The sequence below is a fragment of the Mycobacterium sp. NAZ190054 genome, assembly GCF_001545925.1.
Taxonomy (GTDB): domain Bacteria; phylum Actinomycetota; class Actinomycetes; order Mycobacteriales; family Mycobacteriaceae; genus Mycobacterium.
The window spans coordinates 1-14,932 of the sequence record NZ_LMVQ01000050.1; the positions used below are offsets into that span (position 1 = coordinate 1).

The following is a 14,932-nucleotide window of genomic DNA, read 5'->3' on the forward strand; positions in this document are numbered from 1 at the left end:
CCTGGCCTTGTCGACGCGTCGCAGCAAGCGAGCCGACCGTGCACAGCGTTGGCTGGTGCGGAACCTGACCCGCTACGGACCGATCGGAGTACGCATCCTGTTCGTCGTCGCCGACAGGTTCACCCACGGCGCAGGTCTGTTCGCCGTCGGCCTGGCGTTGCTCCTGCTGACCCGCCCACCGGCCACCGAAGAGCCTGGCGCGCAACCGGTTCCGCGCCCGAACCTGCTGCGGGACCTACGTGAGGGCTGGCTGTTCGTGCTGCGCACCCCGTGGCTGCTGTGGACACTGCTCTTCGCGAGCTTGTTCGTGCTCGTGATCATCGGGCCGATCGAGGTCCTGCTGCCGTTCGTCGTCGCCGACAGGTTCACCCACGGCGCGCAGACCTACGGCTTCATCCTGGCGTTCTTCGGGATGGGCAGTGCGCTGGGCGCACTGGGTGTTTCGTCGCGGCGGCTGCCGCGGCGGTACCTGACCGTCATGATGACGATGTGGGGCCTGGGCACGGTCCCGCTGGTGATCGTCGGTGTGACGTCGTCGTTCCCGCTGATGGCGGCGGCGACGTTCATCGTCGGGGTCACCGACGGTGCGGGCATGGTCATCTGGGGCACGTTGCTGCAGCGCCGGGTGCCCGCCACGATGCTGGGCCGGGTGTCGAGCCTGGACTTCTTCGTGTCGATGGCGTTCATGCCGCTGTCGTTCGCGATCGTCGGCCCGCTGTCGAAAGTCGTTGCGATGGAGGCCATCTTCCTGGCCGCCGGACTGCTTCCGGTGTTGCTGGCGGCCGTGGCGATGACCGCTGCCCGGATGCGCAGGGACGAACTGGCACACCCGCTGAGTTAGCACACCGCGGTCAGGATGCGCGGACCGTCGTCGGTGATGGCGATGGTGTGCTCGGTGTGCGCGGTGTTGGAACCGTCCGCCGACCGGAGGGTCCAGCCGTCGTCGTCCACGGCGAGGCGGTGCGTGCCGCGCGCCCACCACGGTTCCAGCGCCAGCGCCAATCCTGGACGCAGTTTCAGGCCGCGCCCGCGCTTGCCGACGTTGGATACGTGCGGATCCTCGTGCATGGTCCGGCCCAGGCCGTGGCCGCCGAAGTCGGTGTTGACGGCGTAGCCTTCGGCGGCCGCGACCTCACCGATCGCCGCCGAGATGTCGCCCAGGTGCCCGCCCGGGACCGCGGCCGCGATACCCGCGCTCAGCGCGCGCCGGGTGGATTCGACCAGCGCGGCATCCGCCGCGTCGGCGCCGTCGCCGACGATCACCGTGACCGCGGCGTCGGCCACCCACCCGTCGATCGACACCGCGAAGTCCATGGTGAGCACGTCACCGTCGCGCAGCACGTAGTCGCGCGGAAGCCCGTGCAGCACAGCATCGTTGACCGACAGGCAGATGACGTTGCGGAACGGACCGCGACCGAATGACGGCGCGTAGTCCCAGTAGCACGACGTCGCTCCGCGGTCGTCGACCAGCGCCCTGGCGCGGCGCTCGAGCTGCATCAGGTTCACCCCGGGTTCGGCGTCACGGCTCAGCGTCTGGAGCGTGCGGGCGACGAATTCGCCGGTGACCGCCATCTTGTCGATTTCCCTGGCGGTCTTGAGTTCGATCATGGAAGCGGCTCCGGTCTCGTCGGTATTTTTATACCGACACCGTACCAGCATCGGTATTTCTATACCGCTATGCTGTGTGACATGGTGCGTGTGCCGCTGAGCCCCGAACAGATCCGAGCCGGTCAGCGCCTCGGGGCGTTGATCAGGGCCGCACGGGCGGGCCGCTCCCCCGAGGCCGTCGCCCAGGACGCGGGCATCTCACCGGAGACGCTGCGCAAGATCGAGGTCGGCAGGATGCCCAGCCCCAGTTTCGGCACGGTGGTGGGACTCTGCGAGGCGCTCGGGTTGCCGCTGCAACGAGCGGTCGACGTGTGGCGCGGCGCCGATGTGCAGGATGGCGACCAGCGGGTGGCGATCTGAGCTACACGCCGAACATCGGCGGAAGTGCCAGCACCATCACCAGGCCCCAGAAGAAGTGGGTCAGCATGGGCGCGAGCACGCCCCCGGTGGCGCGGCGCAGCAGCGCGCACACGGTACCCAGGATGATCGCCGCGAAGCCGAGCATCGGGTTGCCGGTGGTGGCCGCCGTCGCGATCACGTACAGCACCGTCGAGACGACCACCGGGTGATATTTGAGCAGCGCCGTGTACAGCGCGCCGCGGAAGAACATCTCCTCGGCCAGCCCGTTGATCACCGTGATGAAGACGATCAGGTACAGCGGTCCGGCGTTCGAGTACTCCAGCACCTGCCGGACGTAGTCGTTGATCCCGGGGATCTCGCGGACCACCAGACCGCCGAGCACGAAGACCGCGCCGAGCAGCAGCCCGACCGAGATTCCGGTGATCACCGGCCGCTGATTGCGCCCACGGAAGCACACGTAGCCCATGTGCAGCGGCCCCGACGCGAAAGCGCCGATCGCCCACACGCCGGCCAGCGCAAGCGTGAGCCAGACGAACGTCTCGTCCCCCGGCGGCCGGCTCAGCGAGTAACCCAGCAGTGCGGCGCCGACGAGCAGCACGGCACCGACCACCAGTTTGCGCCTGCCGATCACCGACGGCGGCTCGTTGTAGGGCGGAGCTTCCGTGCGCGCGATCTTGCGCAGCTCACCCGCCCAGCCCACGTCGGTGCTCATGCTGGAATCACCTTGGGCACCAATCCCAGCATGGTGTCGAGGCCGGTCCGCACCGCGGCCGCGACCGGGCCGGGGACGAAGCAGAGCAGGCCGAGAATCGGTCGCACGACCGGAGGCGTCACCGCACCGGCCAGTCGGCGCAGCCGCAGGGTGTCACCGCCCGCCCAGTCTGGGTCGGTGTCGGCGAGGTGGTGTGGGTCGGCGAGCTCGTCGACGGGCCGCGGCGGTGGGCTGGCGACAGCATGCCGGATCGCCTCCTCGACACCGACCGGACCGTCGGGGGGATCCGGCACCAAACCGCGGAGGCTCCTCGCCGAGGCGGTCATCGGAAAATCAAGCGACTCAACGAGTTCGGCGGCCAGTCCACCGGGGACGGGCAGGATCACCCCGGTCAGCTTCGAGACCAGTGAGGTGTCGACGCCGTACACCGCGAACGGCGCACGCCGGATCCCGGCCACCCGGGTATAGGTCCGCAGCAGGTCACCGTAGGTGGTGGTCTCCGGCCCCGAAATGTCATACGCGCCCGCAGGCACGCTGTCATCGGCCGCCGCGACGAGATAGTGCAACGCATCGCTGATCGAGATCGGGTCGATCGGGTTGGCCGACCATTCCGGCATCGGCAGCATCAGAAACCGGTCGCCGACATACCGCAGCATCTCGAACGAGGTGGAGCCCGCGCCGATGATGATGGCGGCGCCGAGCCACACCACGTCCGGTCCACCGTCGATGGTCAGCGCCGCGGCGACCTCGGCCCGGCTGGTCAGGTGCTCGGACAGGGAGTCGCCGTCGGGCACGAAACCGCCCAGATAGACGATGCGGCGCACTCCCGCGGCCTTCGCCGCCGCGGCCACATTCGCCGCCGCCCGGTTGTCGGCCTCGCGGAAGCCGGGCTGGCCGATGCCGTGCACCAGGTAGTAGACGACGTCCACGGGCCCGGCGTCGGTGAAGGCGAGCTGTGTGGAGACCTCGTCGTGCGCGTCGAGCGTGACCGTCGAAACGTCCTCGTACCAGCCGAAATCGGCCAACCGGTCCGGGGTTCGGCTCGCCGCGACGACCTGATGTCCGCCTTCGAGCAACGCGGCGACCAGTCGGGATCCGATGTAGCCGGTCGCGCCGGTGACCAGGGTCCGCACGGGTCTCACGGTAGGCCCTGTACCCAGAGGACGCTGATCGGGAACACGCCGTGCGGCGTCGGGTCCGTCACCAGGGCTCCGGTGCCGCATGGCGGCCGCCGGACGGGGCCGGGTGGCGACGCGCCGGCGGCCACGTGGGATCCTCGGGTCGTGACATCGACGTCAGCGCCGACCGCACTCGACATCGTCGACGGGGTCGACCTCACCGGCAGGACCTGCGTCATCACGGGCGCCTCATCGGGGCTGGGCCGCGAGTCCGCCCGCGCCCTGGCGAGCACGGGCGCCCACGTGGTGCTGGCGGCCCGCAACGCCGAAGCCCTCGCGCAGACCGAGGGCTGGGTGCGCGAAGAGGTGCCCGACGCGAACCTGTCGTCGGTGCACCTCGATCTGACATCGCTGGCCAGCGTCGCGGCCGCCGCGGTGCAGATCGCCGAGCTGACTCCCGCGGTGCACGTGCTGATGAACAACGCGGGTGTGATGTTCACCCCGTTCGGCCGTACCGTCGAGGGTTTCGAGATGCAGTTCGGCACAAATCATCTCGGCCACTTCGAACTGACCCGCCTGTTGTTCCCCGCGTTGGTGGCCGCCGACGGGGCGCGGGTGGTCAACCTGTCCTCCGCGGGCCACCGGATGGGTGACGTCGACTTCGAGGATCCGAACTGGGAGCGCCGGGACTACGACAAGTTCGCGGCGTACGGCGCGTCCAAGACCGCCAACGTGCTGCACGCGGTCGAGTTGGACCGCAGACTGCGCGACAGCGGTGTGCGCGCGTACGCGGTGGACCCCGGGATCGTGGCCACGTCGCTGGCACGGCACATGACCAACGACGACTTCCTCAGCCTGAACAAGGCGAGTGCGGCACGGGCCGGCGACAAACCGCCGACGGACTTCCGCAAGGAGTTCACGACACCGGAATTCGGTGCGGCCACCCAGGTGTGGGCCGCCGTCAGCGACGAACTCGACGGCACCGGCGGTGTCTACCTGTGCGACCGTCAGGTGCGCACGGCCGCCCCGTACGCCGTCGACGAGTCGCGCGCGCTGGCGCTGTGGGGCCTGTCGGAGCATCTGTGCACGGCCGGCGCGTCGACTCCGTGACCGCGAGGGACGAACCCGCAGGTCAGCGCCCCGCCGCCGGGGTGAGGCGGGCCGATCACCGGCGTCTCCGACTTGGCCGTCACCATTTCGTGCACATACCATGCCAACCGACTTGACGACTGTAAGGAGCGCAACGTGAAGACCCGTACCAGCAAGGCCATCGGCGTCGCTGTCAGTGCCGCCGCGATCGCCCTGTCGGTTCCGCTGTCCGTCAACGCCCACGCCGAACCGTCCACCCCGGTGGCCGAGATCCCGGATCCGCAGGGACCGGAGTGCGGCGCGTTCAAGGAGGCACTGCCGAACTGGAAGGGCCTGGCGAACCTGCCCGTCAGCACCGCGCTGTCCTCCATCGCCGAGATCTCGACGTTCAACGCCGCGGTCTCCGGGCAGATGAACCCCGCCGTGAACGTCACCAGCGTGCTCGACAACGGGCCGTACGTGGTGTTCGCGCCGACCAACGAGGCGTTCGCCGCGCTGCCGCCCGAGCAGCAGGAGGTGCTGCGCACCGACCCCGCAGCGCTGACCGCCCTGGTGTACTACCACGCCTTCCTCGGCCTGCTCGGCCCCGACGACGTCAAGGGGCAGCGCCCCACCCAGGAGGGCACCGAGCTGGAGGTGACCGGCTCCGGCGGGGACATCCAGGTGAACGCGACCGCCAAGGTGCTGTGCGGTGGCATCCAGGCGCAGAACGCGCGGATCTACCTCGTCGACAAGGTGCTCGACCCGACCGAGGCGCCGGCGCCGATCACGCCGACCCCGACGAGCACCACCGAGACGGCGACCACCACGCCCGAGACCACCACCGAGGCCACTCCCGAGAGTGTCCCGCCGGCGCCGGCCGAGTCCCCGGTGTCCCCGGCCGCCGAAGCGCCGATGGGCTGACCTCGCGAGCGGGGGGCACCACCTCCCGCTCGCGAGCAGACACAAAACTGCCCCCTTTCGCAGGAAAGGGGGCAATTTTGTGTCTGCTCGGCGGGACTAGACACCCAGGTCGCGGCCGATGATCTCCTTCATGATCTCGGTGGTGCCACCGAAGATCGTCTGGATCCGGCCGTCGACGTAGGCACGGGCGACCCGGTACTCCATCATGTAGCCGTAACCGCCGTGCAGCTGCACACACTGGTCGACGACCTTCTTGGCCACCTCGGTGGCCCACCACTTCGCCTTGGCCGCCTCGACCGCGGTCAGCTCACCGTCGACCACGCCCTGCAGGCAGCGGTCGATGTAGTTCTCGGTGACCTCGAGCTCGGTCTCCATCTCGGCGAGCAGGAAGCGGTTGTGCTGGAAGCTGCCGATCGACTGCCCGAAAGCCTTGCGGTCCTTGGCGTACTGCAAGGTCTCCTGGAAGACCGCACGCGCGCCGTAGATCGCCGAGATCGCGATCGACAGCCGCTCCGAGGGCAGGTTGGTCATCAGGTGGTAGAAGCCGCGGCCTTCCTTGCCGAGCAGGTTGGCGTTCGGCACCCGCACGTTCTCGAAGTGCAGCTCGGAGGTGTCCTGGCTGTGCAGGCCCATCTTGTCGAGCTTGCGGCCGCGGCTGAAACCCTCCATGCCGCGCTCGACCACGAACAGCGAGAAGCCCTTGTGTCCGGCTTCCGGATCGGTGCGGGCGACCACGACGCACAGGTCGCAGTTGATGCCCGACGAGATGAAGGTCTTGGAGCCGTTGATGATCCAGTCGTCACCGTCGCGCACCGCCGAGGTGCGGATGCCGGCCAGGTCGCTGCCTGCGCCCGGCTCGGTCATCGCGACGGCGATGATCGTCTCGCCGCTGGCGATGCCCGGCAGCCACCGTTTCTTCTGCTCGTCGTTGGTCAGGTCCTTGAAGTAGGGCCCGACGACGTCGTTGTGCAGGCTCAGCGCCGGACCGTGCACACCGGCCTTGGCGATCTCCTCGTCGATGATCGCGTTGAACCGGAAGTCGTCCGAACCGCCGCCGCCGTACTCCTCGGGCATGTTGAACCCGATGAGGCCGTACTTGCCTGCTGCGGTGTAGGCCGACCGGTCGACGATGCGCTCGGCCTCCCACTTCTCGTGATTGGGCACGAGCTCGCGCTCGATGTACTCCTTGACCGTCTCGCGGAACGCCTCGTGCTCGGCGTCGTAGATCGTTCGCTTCATTGTCGATTCCTTACTTGGCTTTCCAGACCGGCTCGCGCTTCTGCGCGAAGGCCAGCGGCCCTTCCATGGCGTCTTCGGTCTTCAGCAGAGTCGAGAACTCGCTGAACGTCTGCTTCCAGAACGGCTCGTCGGCGGCGACCACGCCCTCGATCGCGCCGTAGGAAACCCGCTTGCTGGCCTGCACGGCCAGCGGCGCGTTGCAGGTGATCCGCTCGGCCAGAGCCAGGGCGGCGTCGACGACGGTGCCGTCGGGCACGACCTGGTTGATCAGGCCCCAGCGCAGCGCGTCGGCCGAACTGATCGGCTCACCGGTGTAGATCAGCTCCAGCGCGACCTTGCGCGGCAGCTGCTCGACGATGCGGAACACCCCGCCGGCGCCGGCGATCAGACCGCGCTTCACCTCGGGCAGACCGAATTTCGCGCGTTCCTCGGCCACCACCAGATCGCTGGCCAGGGCCAGTTCGGTGCCGCCGCCCAACGCGGTGCCGTTGACCGCCGCGATGGTCGGCTTGTCGATGAAGTGCCGCACGTACCCGGCGAAACCCCACTCAGAGTGCTCGGGGTGGAAGAGGTTCTCGCCGCGCGAGATGGCCTTGAGATCCGCTCCGGCGCAGAAGGACTTGTCTCCGGCGCCGGTCAGGATCACGGCCCGGATCTCCGGGTCCTCCTGCGCTTCCTGCAGCGCGTCGCCGACGGCGATGCTGACGGCGGCGTTGACGGCGTTGCGCGCCTCGGGCCGGTTGATCGTGATGATCAGGACGTTCCCCCGACGCTCGGTGAGAGCGCCCGGTGCCACTGCAGTATCGGTCACAGCAGCTCCAGGATGGTCGCGTTGGCCTGCCCGCCACCCTCACACATTGTCTGCAGGCCGTACTGAATGTTGTTGTCCCGCATGTGGTAGAGCAGCGTGGTCAGGATGCGTGCGCCGGAGCCGCCGAGCGGGTGGCCCAGCGCGATGGCGCCGCCGTTGGGGTTGAGCTTCTTCTCGTCGGCGCCGATGTCCTTCAGCCACGCCATCGGCACCGGCGCGAAGGCCTCGTTGACCTCGAAGGCACCGATCTGGTCCAGGCTCAGGCCGGACTTCTTCAGCGCCTTCTGGGTGGCCGGGATCGGCGCGGTGAGCATGATGACCGGATCGGCGCCGGCGAGCACCGCGGTGTGCACCTTGGCCAGCGGCTTGAGGCCGAGCTCGTTGGCTTTCTCGGCCGACATCAGCAGCAGTGCGGCCGAGCCGTCGGAGATCTGGCTGGAGTTACCGGCGTGGATCACGCCGTCCTCCTTGAACGCGGGCTTGATGTTGGCCATCGACTCGACGGTGCCGCCGCGGCGGATGCCGCCGTCTTCGAGGACCACGGTGTCGTTGCCGTCGGCGTCCTTGGTCTTGATGCCGACGATCTGGTCCTTGAAGGCACCCGAATCCTGTGCGGCGGCGGCCTTCTCGTGCGAGCGCAGCGAGAACTCGTCGAGCTCGGTGCGCGACAGTCCCCACTGCTCGGCGATCATCTCGGCGCCGATGCCCTGGTTCGGGGTCTTGTCGTAGCGGGCCTTGAACGACTCGCCGTACGGGTTTCCGCCGTTGGCCAGCGAGGAGCCCATCGGGGTGCGCGACATCGACTCGACGCCACCGGCGACGACGACGTCGTAGTGACCGGCCACCACACCGGCGACCGCGAAGTGCAGCGACTGCTGGCTGGAGCCGCACTGGCGGTCCACGGTCACACCCGGGACGGTCTCCGGCCAGCCGGCGGACAGCACGGCGGTGCGGGCGATGTCGAGGGCCTGCTCGCCGGCCTGCATCACGCAGCCCCAGATCACGTCGTCGACGAGCGCCGGGTCCACGCCCGCGCGTTCCACCAGTCCGTTGAGGACCTGGGCCGACAGCTCGGCCGGGTGGATCCCCGACAGGGCGCCGTTGCGTTTTCCGACCGGTGAGCGCACTGCCTCGACGATGACGGCTTCAGCCATGGGGATACTCCTTCATTGGGTCGATTTACCACGAACGTAACGAACAAGGTTTACTAGGTCAACCTACTGGTTGGTAGGTGGTCTGCGGTCGCCGGCGGCGCATCCGAACCCGGCTCTACCTGCGCCGACGGCGCACGATCCGAAGGCCGTGCATTCACATGGTTTACTGAGTTGCACAGCTGTCCAGCAGCGTAACCGACGTCTAGGAGGTGCAGTGACGCGCAGCACTCCCCTGGCCCCGATGATCGGGCCGGATGCCGTCGCCTCGCGCGCCGCCGTGCGCTCTCCGAAGACCGCCGAGCTGGTCGCCGGGACGTTGCGCCGGATGGTGGTGGAGGGACAGCTCAAGGACGGCGACTTCCTGCCCAACGAAGCCGAGTTGATGGCGCATTTCGGCGTCAGCCGGCCGACGTTGCGTGAAGCGGTCCGGGTGCTGGAGTCGGAGCGTCTGGTCGAGGTGCGCCGGGGCTCGCGCACCGGGGCGCGGGTTCGCGTTCCCGGCCCCGAGGTGGTGGCGCGGCCCGCCGGGCTGCTGCTGGAACTCTCCGGCGCGACGATCGCCGACCTGCTGACCGCGAAGTCGGGCATCGAACCGATGGCCGCGCGGCTGCTCGCCGAATCCGGTTCCACCGAGGCCTTCGACGAGCTGGAGCAGATGCTGGAGGAACTCGTCGCCGACGGTCACCAGTCCCCCCGGCTGGCCGAGGCCACCGGGGCGTTCCATCTGCGCGTGGTGCAACTGTCGGGCAACGCGACGTTGAGCATCGTCGCCGGCATGTTGCACGAGATCACGGTCAGGCACACGGCTTTCGTGTTCAACGAGCGCCGCCCGGTCTCGAAGGCCGACTACGACGTGCTGTTGCGGTCCTACCGCAGGCTGATGCAGTTCCTGCGCACCGGTGACGCTGCCGGAGCCGAGTCGCACTGGCGCAAGCATCTCGACAAGTCGAGGGAACTGCTGCTGACCGGGCTGGAAAGCGTTCCGGTACGCGACGTGATGGGCTGAGCGGCCCCTGCTCACGGCGCGTCGGCGACGTCCTTCTGCCACGTCACGTGCACCGGCACGGTGTCGTCCCACGGCTGACGCGTCACCATGTCGGCGACCATGACGTAGCCACGTTCGAACTCGCCGGTGGCGGCGTCGACGAGACGGTATTCCTGACGCTGCCGGTGGATCGGTTGTGCGTCGAGCAGCAGTACGCGCACCTCGCCGGGTTCGAAGTGGCAGCGCTTCTGCAGCGCCTCGATGAGCTGTTCGTTGTGCATGTGACCGTCGCCGAAGTTCCAGCCGATCGCCGTGCTGCAGATGCGTTCGCCGTCGGTCAGCACGTAGTCGTCCTCGTTCCCGTCGGCCATCGCGCGGTGCGCGAGGGTGAACATCGCGCGGCCGTGGGTGTTGAACGACCGGAACGCGTACCCCATGTACTGGTAGATCTCGGCGGTCTCCTTGCTGCCGTAGAACTTCTCCATCTGCGCGGCGGGCATGCTGGCGATCGCGACGATGCCGTTGGTGATCTTCTCCGCCGCCGACGGCTTCACACACCACAGCGAGGTGTCCCAGTTCCCGGCGTAGTAGCGCATGCCGGGCAGGAAGGACACCTTGCGCGGGGACAGGTTTCCGATCACGACGGTGCCCGCGACGGCGGCGAACAACAGGATCGGCCACGGGCTCTGCAGGTCCGACAGGCCCACTCCGGCGTTGCCGACGAACAGCGCCAGCACGCTGAACATCATGAAGACGTTCCACTCCAGCGGCACACCCATCGGGATCGCCGACAGGATGCCGAAGTGGAACACCAGCATCACGAACGCGGCGATCGCGGTCGCCCAGCCGCCGTGCGAGAAGAACAGCACCAGCGGCACCAGCCCTTCGACGGCGGTGCTGAAGTGGGCGAGGAACCGGGATGCGCGGCCCGGACGCAGGTCATCGGGGAAGTGCTCGAAGAACTTCCGCTTGATCCGGCGCGGCCGCATCACCGGGTTGTTGCTCATCATCGTCGAGATGACGAACGGGAAGTGCTTGTTGAGCTTCGAGGTGGCCGCGCCCAGCCAGATCACCAGGCACACCAGTTTGGCCGCGATGATGATGTCGGCGCCGCTGAACAGGAAGCACACCGCCAGCGAGCCGTACACCTCGCCGCGGGCGGCCAGGAAGATCACCTTGTCGCGCAGCCCGGCCACGACGAGCAGTCCCACGATGGTCGCGGTCTGCCAGACCGGTAGCACGCCGACCTCGGATCCGAGCTCCGGGATGGGCCCGGTGCCGTCGGAGAACAGGGCGACCAGCAGCATCACCAGCAACGCCGCGTAGAGCACCACGTCCAGTGGGGTGCGGGTGTCCCCGGCCGTCAGTGGGACGCGACCCGGCCACGGTGGCAGCCGGATCGTCTTGGGCCGCAACCAGTACAGGATCGAGCCCATCGGCGGGAAGAACCGGTTGTTCAGTGGGCCGAAGCCGCAGCCGAGGCCGACGACCTCGAACAGCATCGTGAAGAAGACCACCTTCTGGTACACGATCGGTTCGTGGTACCAGGCGGCGACGTCGGTGAATCCGTCTATGCCGCTGGTGGTCAGGACGATCAGCCAGGCGCCCAGGATGTACAGCAGGATCTTCACGACGTAGAAGAGGTGCAGCACCACCGGTGTGCCGAAGCCGACTTCCGCCCAGTGCCGTGCCATCGGGACGATCCGCTCCGCGCGGGTGCCCTTGCTCCATTCCGCGTAATCGACGACGGGCGCGTCCTGCTTGAGAAACCCCATGCCGGTCAGACTAGAACGTGTTCCAGTTCCCCTGGCGCGAACAGACACAAAACTGCCCGTACAGCGCCCGGATCGTGCAGGTTTGTGTCTTGTCGCGGAATCCGCGGTGGGCTACGCGCTCTGCTTGGCGGGCGGTCGGTAGAAGATCACCAGCTGGCCGATGCCGCCGGCCAGGCCCAGGACCGCCGAGATCAGCAGACCCCACCAGCCGTGCAGCAGGTCGTAGAACCCGGTCCCGGAGAACAGCAGGTGGTCGAGGCTGAGTTGGCCGGCGCCGAGGGTCGCGACACCGACCGCCGAGGCCGCGAGCACCAGGTTGTATTCCCAGCCCTCCTTGACGATGAAGAAGCCGTTCGGCTTGTGCACGGTCCATGCCGCGACGAGCATCAGCGCGACGAAGCCGGCGGCCGGGACCGGCGTCAGCAACCCCACAGCCAACCCGATACCGGCGGCCATCTCGGTGGTGGCGGCGACCCGGGCGTGGAACATGCCCGGCCGCATCCCCATGCTGTCGAACCAGCCGGCGGTGCCCTTGAGCCCGCCCTTGCCGAAGAACTTGTTGTAGCCGTGCGCGGCCATGGTCAGGCCGAGGACGACACGCAGGATCAGGACTCCGACGTCGTAGGCAGTCATGCAACAGAACTTAGAACACTTGTCACGTCGCTGCCCACCCCCGGCCCTACTCCGATGGCACCCAGTTGCCGTGGAAACCGGCCGGCACCCGGTGCGGCAGCTTGACGCTTGCCATGTCCTCCAGCGTGGCGGCATCGAGGATCGCGAGTTCGCTGCGGTCGGTGGCCCGGTCGTAGACGTAGCCCATCAGCACCCCGTCGTCCTCGGCGGCGTCGGCCGACGACGGCTGGAACACGAACTCGCCCACTGTCTTTCCTGGCCCGAACGACCGCGCCGACGAGTTTGCGCCGACGAAGTCGTGCTTGAGCAGGGTGTCGGCGCAGGACCCGCCACCGGTGACCGTGGGTGCGTAACCGTACCGGTGCGGCCTGCCCACGACGCGTTCGTCGACGCGCGGGAACTCCTGACCCCGGTCGTCGAGCCGGGATTCCCGCACCTTGCCGTCGGCGAGGTCGACGATCCACCGGTCCAGGGTCGGCACGCCCTCATTGGGGCCGAGAAGGTCGGTGGCGAACATCTTCTCGTGGCGGACGACGTCGAGGACGACGGTGTCGCCGTCGTCGAACGCGTTCATCGGATGGAACACGTAACACGGCTCGACGTCGAACCAGCGCACGTCGGCGTCGGTGCCCTCGCGCGGCATCACGCCGACCCGCGCCGGGTACTTCGGATTCCACGAGTACGGAAAGGCGGGCTCCGCTGAGCGGCGACCCGGTCGCCGGGCCGCGACCGGATCGGGAATGCGCACCCGCCCGATCAGCGCGGACAACACGAGGCGCGCCGGCAGCCGCAGCCAGCGCGGCACGCCGACGGCGGCGGCCCGGCGGGCGTCGAAGGTGACCGGCAGGTCGTAGAACACCACGTGCCGTTCGGTCAGCGAGAAGTCGTGCATCATCGGGCTGCCGGTGACCTCGACGTCGACGGTGCGCCGGGCCCGACCGTCGGTGCCGATCACCGAGTACTGCACGGTGTTTCCGTTGAGCAGGCTGTAGGACACCGCGTGCAGTTCCCCGGTCGCGGGGTCGCGTTTCGGGTGTGCGGTGTACCCGCCGGCCAGCGTGCCGTCGAAGTCGCAGACACCGACGGTGTCCAGCTCATCGGTCAACTCGTACTGGGCGACGCCGGCCTCGATCAGCGCCAGCGTCCTGCCCGCATGCCCGATCACATTGGTGTTGGCGCCGATCGGCGTCAGACCGAAGTCGCCTCGGGGCGGCACCTCGCCGAGCGCCTCGGCCACCACCGGACTGCGCACCCACCGGTTGCGGTACCACTCGGCTTTCCCGTCCCGGATGCGGATGCCGTGCACCATGCCGTCGCCGGTGAACCAGTGGTAGAACTCCGGGTCGATCTCCGCGACCGGGTTCGGCCCGTTGCGCAGATAGCGCCCGTCGAGATGGTCCGGGATGTGGCCCACCACGTCGAGATCGGCGAGTGTGTACTCGTCCGCCAGCGGGGCGAACGGGCCTTCGAGGTACTGGTTGACCATCGTCGATCCCCTATAACAGCGTTATACGTGGTTCTTGTATAACACCGTTATGGCAGCATGGCAACCATGGAGACGGTGTCCGACAGGCTGGTCGCGGCCGGGGTTCGTCTGATGGAGCGCGACGGGCTCGCGGCGCTCAGCGCGCGCAGCGTCGCCACCGAGGCCGGTACGTCGACGATGGCGGTCTACACCCACTTCGGTGGGATGACCGGCCTGCTCGACGCGATCGCGGTCGAGGTGTTCGCCCGCTTCACCCGGGTCCTCACCGAGATCCCCGACACCGACGACCCCGTCGCCGACTTCCTGACGATGGGCCTGGCCTATCACGAGTTCGCGCTGGCCAATCCCGCGCGCTACCAACTGATGTTCGGCGCGGCCGCCCCGGCCTCGATCGCCAGGTTCCGCACCGACATCACCGCGACCGGCACCGCGACCAACCGCACCGAGTGGGCCGCGTCGTTCGGCGCGCTGCACCGCGCGGTGCACCGCATGATGGCCGCGGGTCGCATCCGCACCGACGACGAACTCGCCGTGGCAGGGCGGTTGTGGAGCATCAACCACGGCGCGGTGATGCTGGAGATGGCCGGCTTCTTCGGCCACGACGGGCACGGGCTGATCCGCATCCTCGGCCCCCTGATCATCGACACCCTGGTCGGCATGGGCGACGATCGCGACGCCGCGACCCGGTCGATGGACTCGGTGATCGCCGCCCTGAGCTAACCGAGCTCCCGCGCCAGCCGCTCGACGTAGGCGTCGATGTCGCCGATCGCCGAGTCGGCGGCGTGCACGCTGACCGCGACCGTGTCGCCGATGCCGTGCACGCCGTGCGTGAGACCCATCATCGGGGACAGCCCGGGGAAGCCGGCGGTCAGCGCGACGGTCGCGGCACCGAACCGCAGATCGGCGGCGCCCCGGTTGACGCTGGAGACCACGGTGTTCCCGGTGACGGTCGCGGAACGCACGTTCGGGTCGAATTGCGCTGTCCCCCATCGCAGTAGCGGCGCGGGCAGCGCGGCGGACGCCGCTGCCTCGGCGCGCATCGCCGGATGTGCGGCCCGG

General features: G+C 68.5%; 15 protein-coding genes and 1 pseudogene. 6 read left to right on the forward strand and 10 right to left on the reverse strand.

Annotated elements, in window-relative coordinates; all coding sequences use genetic code 11:
- Positions 1-841: MFS transporter (locus ASJ79_RS05055; protein WP_156448282.1), on the forward strand; the 841-nt coding region annotated here is incomplete at its 5' end.
- Here ASJ79_RS05055 and map read toward each other — a convergent pair.
- A complete protein-coding gene (map, locus tag ASJ79_RS05060; RefSeq protein WP_067953648.1) occupies positions 838-1,608 on the reverse strand; it encodes a type I methionyl aminopeptidase in 771 nt (256 codons plus the stop codon). The genes ASJ79_RS05055 and map overlap by 4 nt on opposite strands.
- An 81-nt stretch (positions 1,609-1,689) precedes the next feature.
- Between map and ASJ79_RS05065 the strand changes: the two genes are divergently transcribed.
- A complete protein-coding gene (locus ASJ79_RS05065) occupies positions 1,690-1,968 on the forward strand; it encodes a helix-turn-helix domain-containing protein (RefSeq protein WP_067953662.1) in 279 nt (92 codons plus the stop codon).
- Between the two features lies 1 nt (position 1,969).
- On the opposite strand, the gene ASJ79_RS05070 is transcribed toward ASJ79_RS05065, so the two are convergent.
- Entirely contained in the window at positions 1,970-2,680 is a 711-nt protein-coding gene (locus ASJ79_RS05070) for a CPBP family intramembrane glutamic endopeptidase (RefSeq protein ID WP_067953649.1), read from the reverse strand.
- Positions 2,677-3,822: an NAD(P)H-binding protein gene (locus tag ASJ79_RS05075; RefSeq protein WP_067953650.1), complete on the reverse strand. Its 1,146-nt coding sequence runs from the start codon at positions 3,820-3,822 to the stop codon at positions 2,677-2,679. Before ASJ79_RS05075 ends, ASJ79_RS05070 begins: the two co-directional genes overlap by 4 nt.
- A 141-nt stretch (positions 3,823-3,963) precedes the next feature.
- Between ASJ79_RS05075 and ASJ79_RS05080 the strand changes: the two genes are divergently transcribed.
- Together ASJ79_RS05080 and ASJ79_RS05085 are read left to right on the forward strand one after the other, a co-directional pair.
- Positions 3,964-4,908, forward strand: coding sequence for an SDR family NAD(P)-dependent oxidoreductase (locus ASJ79_RS05080; RefSeq protein ID WP_067953651.1), 945 nt, complete (start codon positions 3,964-3,966; stop codon positions 4,906-4,908).
- 135 nt (positions 4,909-5,043) lie between these two features.
- Entirely contained in the window at positions 5,044-5,790 is a 747-nt protein-coding gene (locus ASJ79_RS05085) for a fasciclin domain-containing protein (protein ID WP_067953652.1), read from the forward strand.
- A 96-nt stretch (positions 5,791-5,886) separates the two neighbouring features.
- Here the strand turns inward: ASJ79_RS05085 and ASJ79_RS05090 are convergent, their stop codons facing one another.
- From ASJ79_RS05090 to ASJ79_RS05100, 3 genes are read right to left on the reverse strand one after another with little or no spacing between them, the layout of a single operon-like run.
- Entirely contained in the window at positions 5,887-7,029 is a 1,143-nt protein-coding gene (locus tag ASJ79_RS05090) for an acyl-CoA dehydrogenase family protein (protein WP_067953653.1), read from the reverse strand.
- A gap of 10 nt (positions 7,030-7,039) precedes the next feature.
- Complete coding sequence (locus ASJ79_RS05095; protein WP_067953654.1) at positions 7,040-7,840, reverse strand: crotonase/enoyl-CoA hydratase family protein; 801 nt, start codon at positions 7,838-7,840, stop codon at positions 7,040-7,042.
- Positions 7,837-8,994 (reverse strand): thiolase family protein, encoded by a 1,158-nt coding sequence (locus tag ASJ79_RS05100; protein WP_067953655.1) that lies wholly within the window; start codon positions 8,992-8,994, stop codon positions 7,837-7,839. Before ASJ79_RS05100 ends, ASJ79_RS05095 begins: the two co-directional genes overlap by 4 nt.
- Positions 8,995-9,208: 214 nt before the next feature.
- Here ASJ79_RS05100 and ASJ79_RS05105 point away from each other — a divergent pair, with 214 nt between their 5' ends.
- Positions 9,209-10,000 (forward strand): FadR/GntR family transcriptional regulator, encoded by a 792-nt coding sequence (locus ASJ79_RS05105; protein ID WP_067953656.1) that lies wholly within the window; start codon positions 9,209-9,211, stop codon positions 9,998-10,000.
- Between the two features lie 11 nt (positions 10,001-10,011).
- Here the strand turns inward: ASJ79_RS05105 and ASJ79_RS05110 are convergent, their stop codons facing one another.
- The 3 genes from ASJ79_RS05110 to ASJ79_RS05120 form a co-directional block, all read right to left on the reverse strand.
- Positions 10,012-11,754, reverse strand: a complete 1,743-nt coding sequence (locus ASJ79_RS05110) for a DUF3556 domain-containing protein (protein WP_067953657.1) — start codon at positions 11,752-11,754, stop codon at positions 10,012-10,014.
- 111 nt (positions 11,755-11,865) lie between these two features.
- Complete coding sequence (locus ASJ79_RS05115) at positions 11,866-12,387, reverse strand: DoxX family protein (RefSeq protein ID WP_067953658.1); 522 nt, start codon at positions 12,385-12,387, stop codon at positions 11,866-11,868.
- Positions 12,388-12,433: 46 nt separating this feature from the next.
- On the reverse strand, positions 12,434-13,873 hold the full coding sequence (locus tag ASJ79_RS05120; protein ID WP_067953659.1) for a carotenoid oxygenase family protein: 1,440 nt from the start codon (positions 13,871-13,873) through the stop codon (positions 12,434-12,436).
- A gap of 66 nt (positions 13,874-13,939) precedes the next feature.
- Between ASJ79_RS05120 and ASJ79_RS05125 the strand changes: the two genes are divergently transcribed.
- A complete protein-coding gene (locus tag ASJ79_RS05125) occupies positions 13,940-14,593 on the forward strand; it encodes a TetR/AcrR family transcriptional regulator (protein WP_067953660.1) in 654 nt (217 codons plus the stop codon).
- Here the strand turns inward: ASJ79_RS05125 and ASJ79_RS05130 are convergent.
- Positions 14,590-14,932, reverse strand: a pseudogene (locus ASJ79_RS05130) (DUF1298 domain-containing protein); the annotation flags it as partial. The gene ASJ79_RS05125 and the pseudogene ASJ79_RS05130 sit on opposite strands and share 4 nt — an antisense overlap.

Excerpts from the sequence above, each read along its gene's own strand:
- map (WP_067953648.1), bottom strand. The coding sequence starts at position 1,608 with ATGATCGAACTCAAGACCGCCAGGGAAATCGACAAGATGGCGGTCACC.
- ASJ79_RS05065 (WP_067953662.1), top strand. The coding sequence starts at position 1,690 with ATGGTGCGTGTGCCGCTGAGCCCCGAACAGATCCGAGCCGGTCAGCGC.
- ASJ79_RS05070 (WP_067953649.1), bottom strand. The coding sequence starts at position 2,680 with ATGAGCACCGACGTGGGCTGGGCGGGTGAGCTGCGCAAGATCGCGCGC.
- ASJ79_RS05090 (WP_067953653.1), bottom strand. The coding sequence starts at position 7,029 with ATGAAGCGAACGATCTACGACGCCGAGCACGAGGCGTTCCGCGAGACG.
- ASJ79_RS05100 (WP_067953655.1), bottom strand. The coding sequence starts at position 8,994 with ATGGCTGAAGCCGTCATCGTCGAGGCAGTGCGCTCACCGGTCGGAAAA.
- ASJ79_RS05110 (WP_067953657.1), bottom strand. The coding sequence starts at position 11,754 with ATGGGGTTTCTCAAGCAGGACGCGCCCGTCGTCGATTACGCGGAATGG.
- ASJ79_RS05115 (WP_067953658.1), bottom strand. The coding sequence starts at position 12,387 with ATGACTGCCTACGACGTCGGAGTCCTGATCCTGCGTGTCGTCCTCGGC.
- ASJ79_RS05120 (WP_067953659.1), bottom strand. The coding sequence starts at position 13,873 with ATGGTCAACCAGTACCTCGAAGGCCCGTTCGCCCCGCTGGCGGACGAG.
- ASJ79_RS05125 (WP_067953660.1), top strand. The coding sequence starts at position 13,940 with ATGGAGACGGTGTCCGACAGGCTGGTCGCGGCCGGGGTTCGTCTGATG.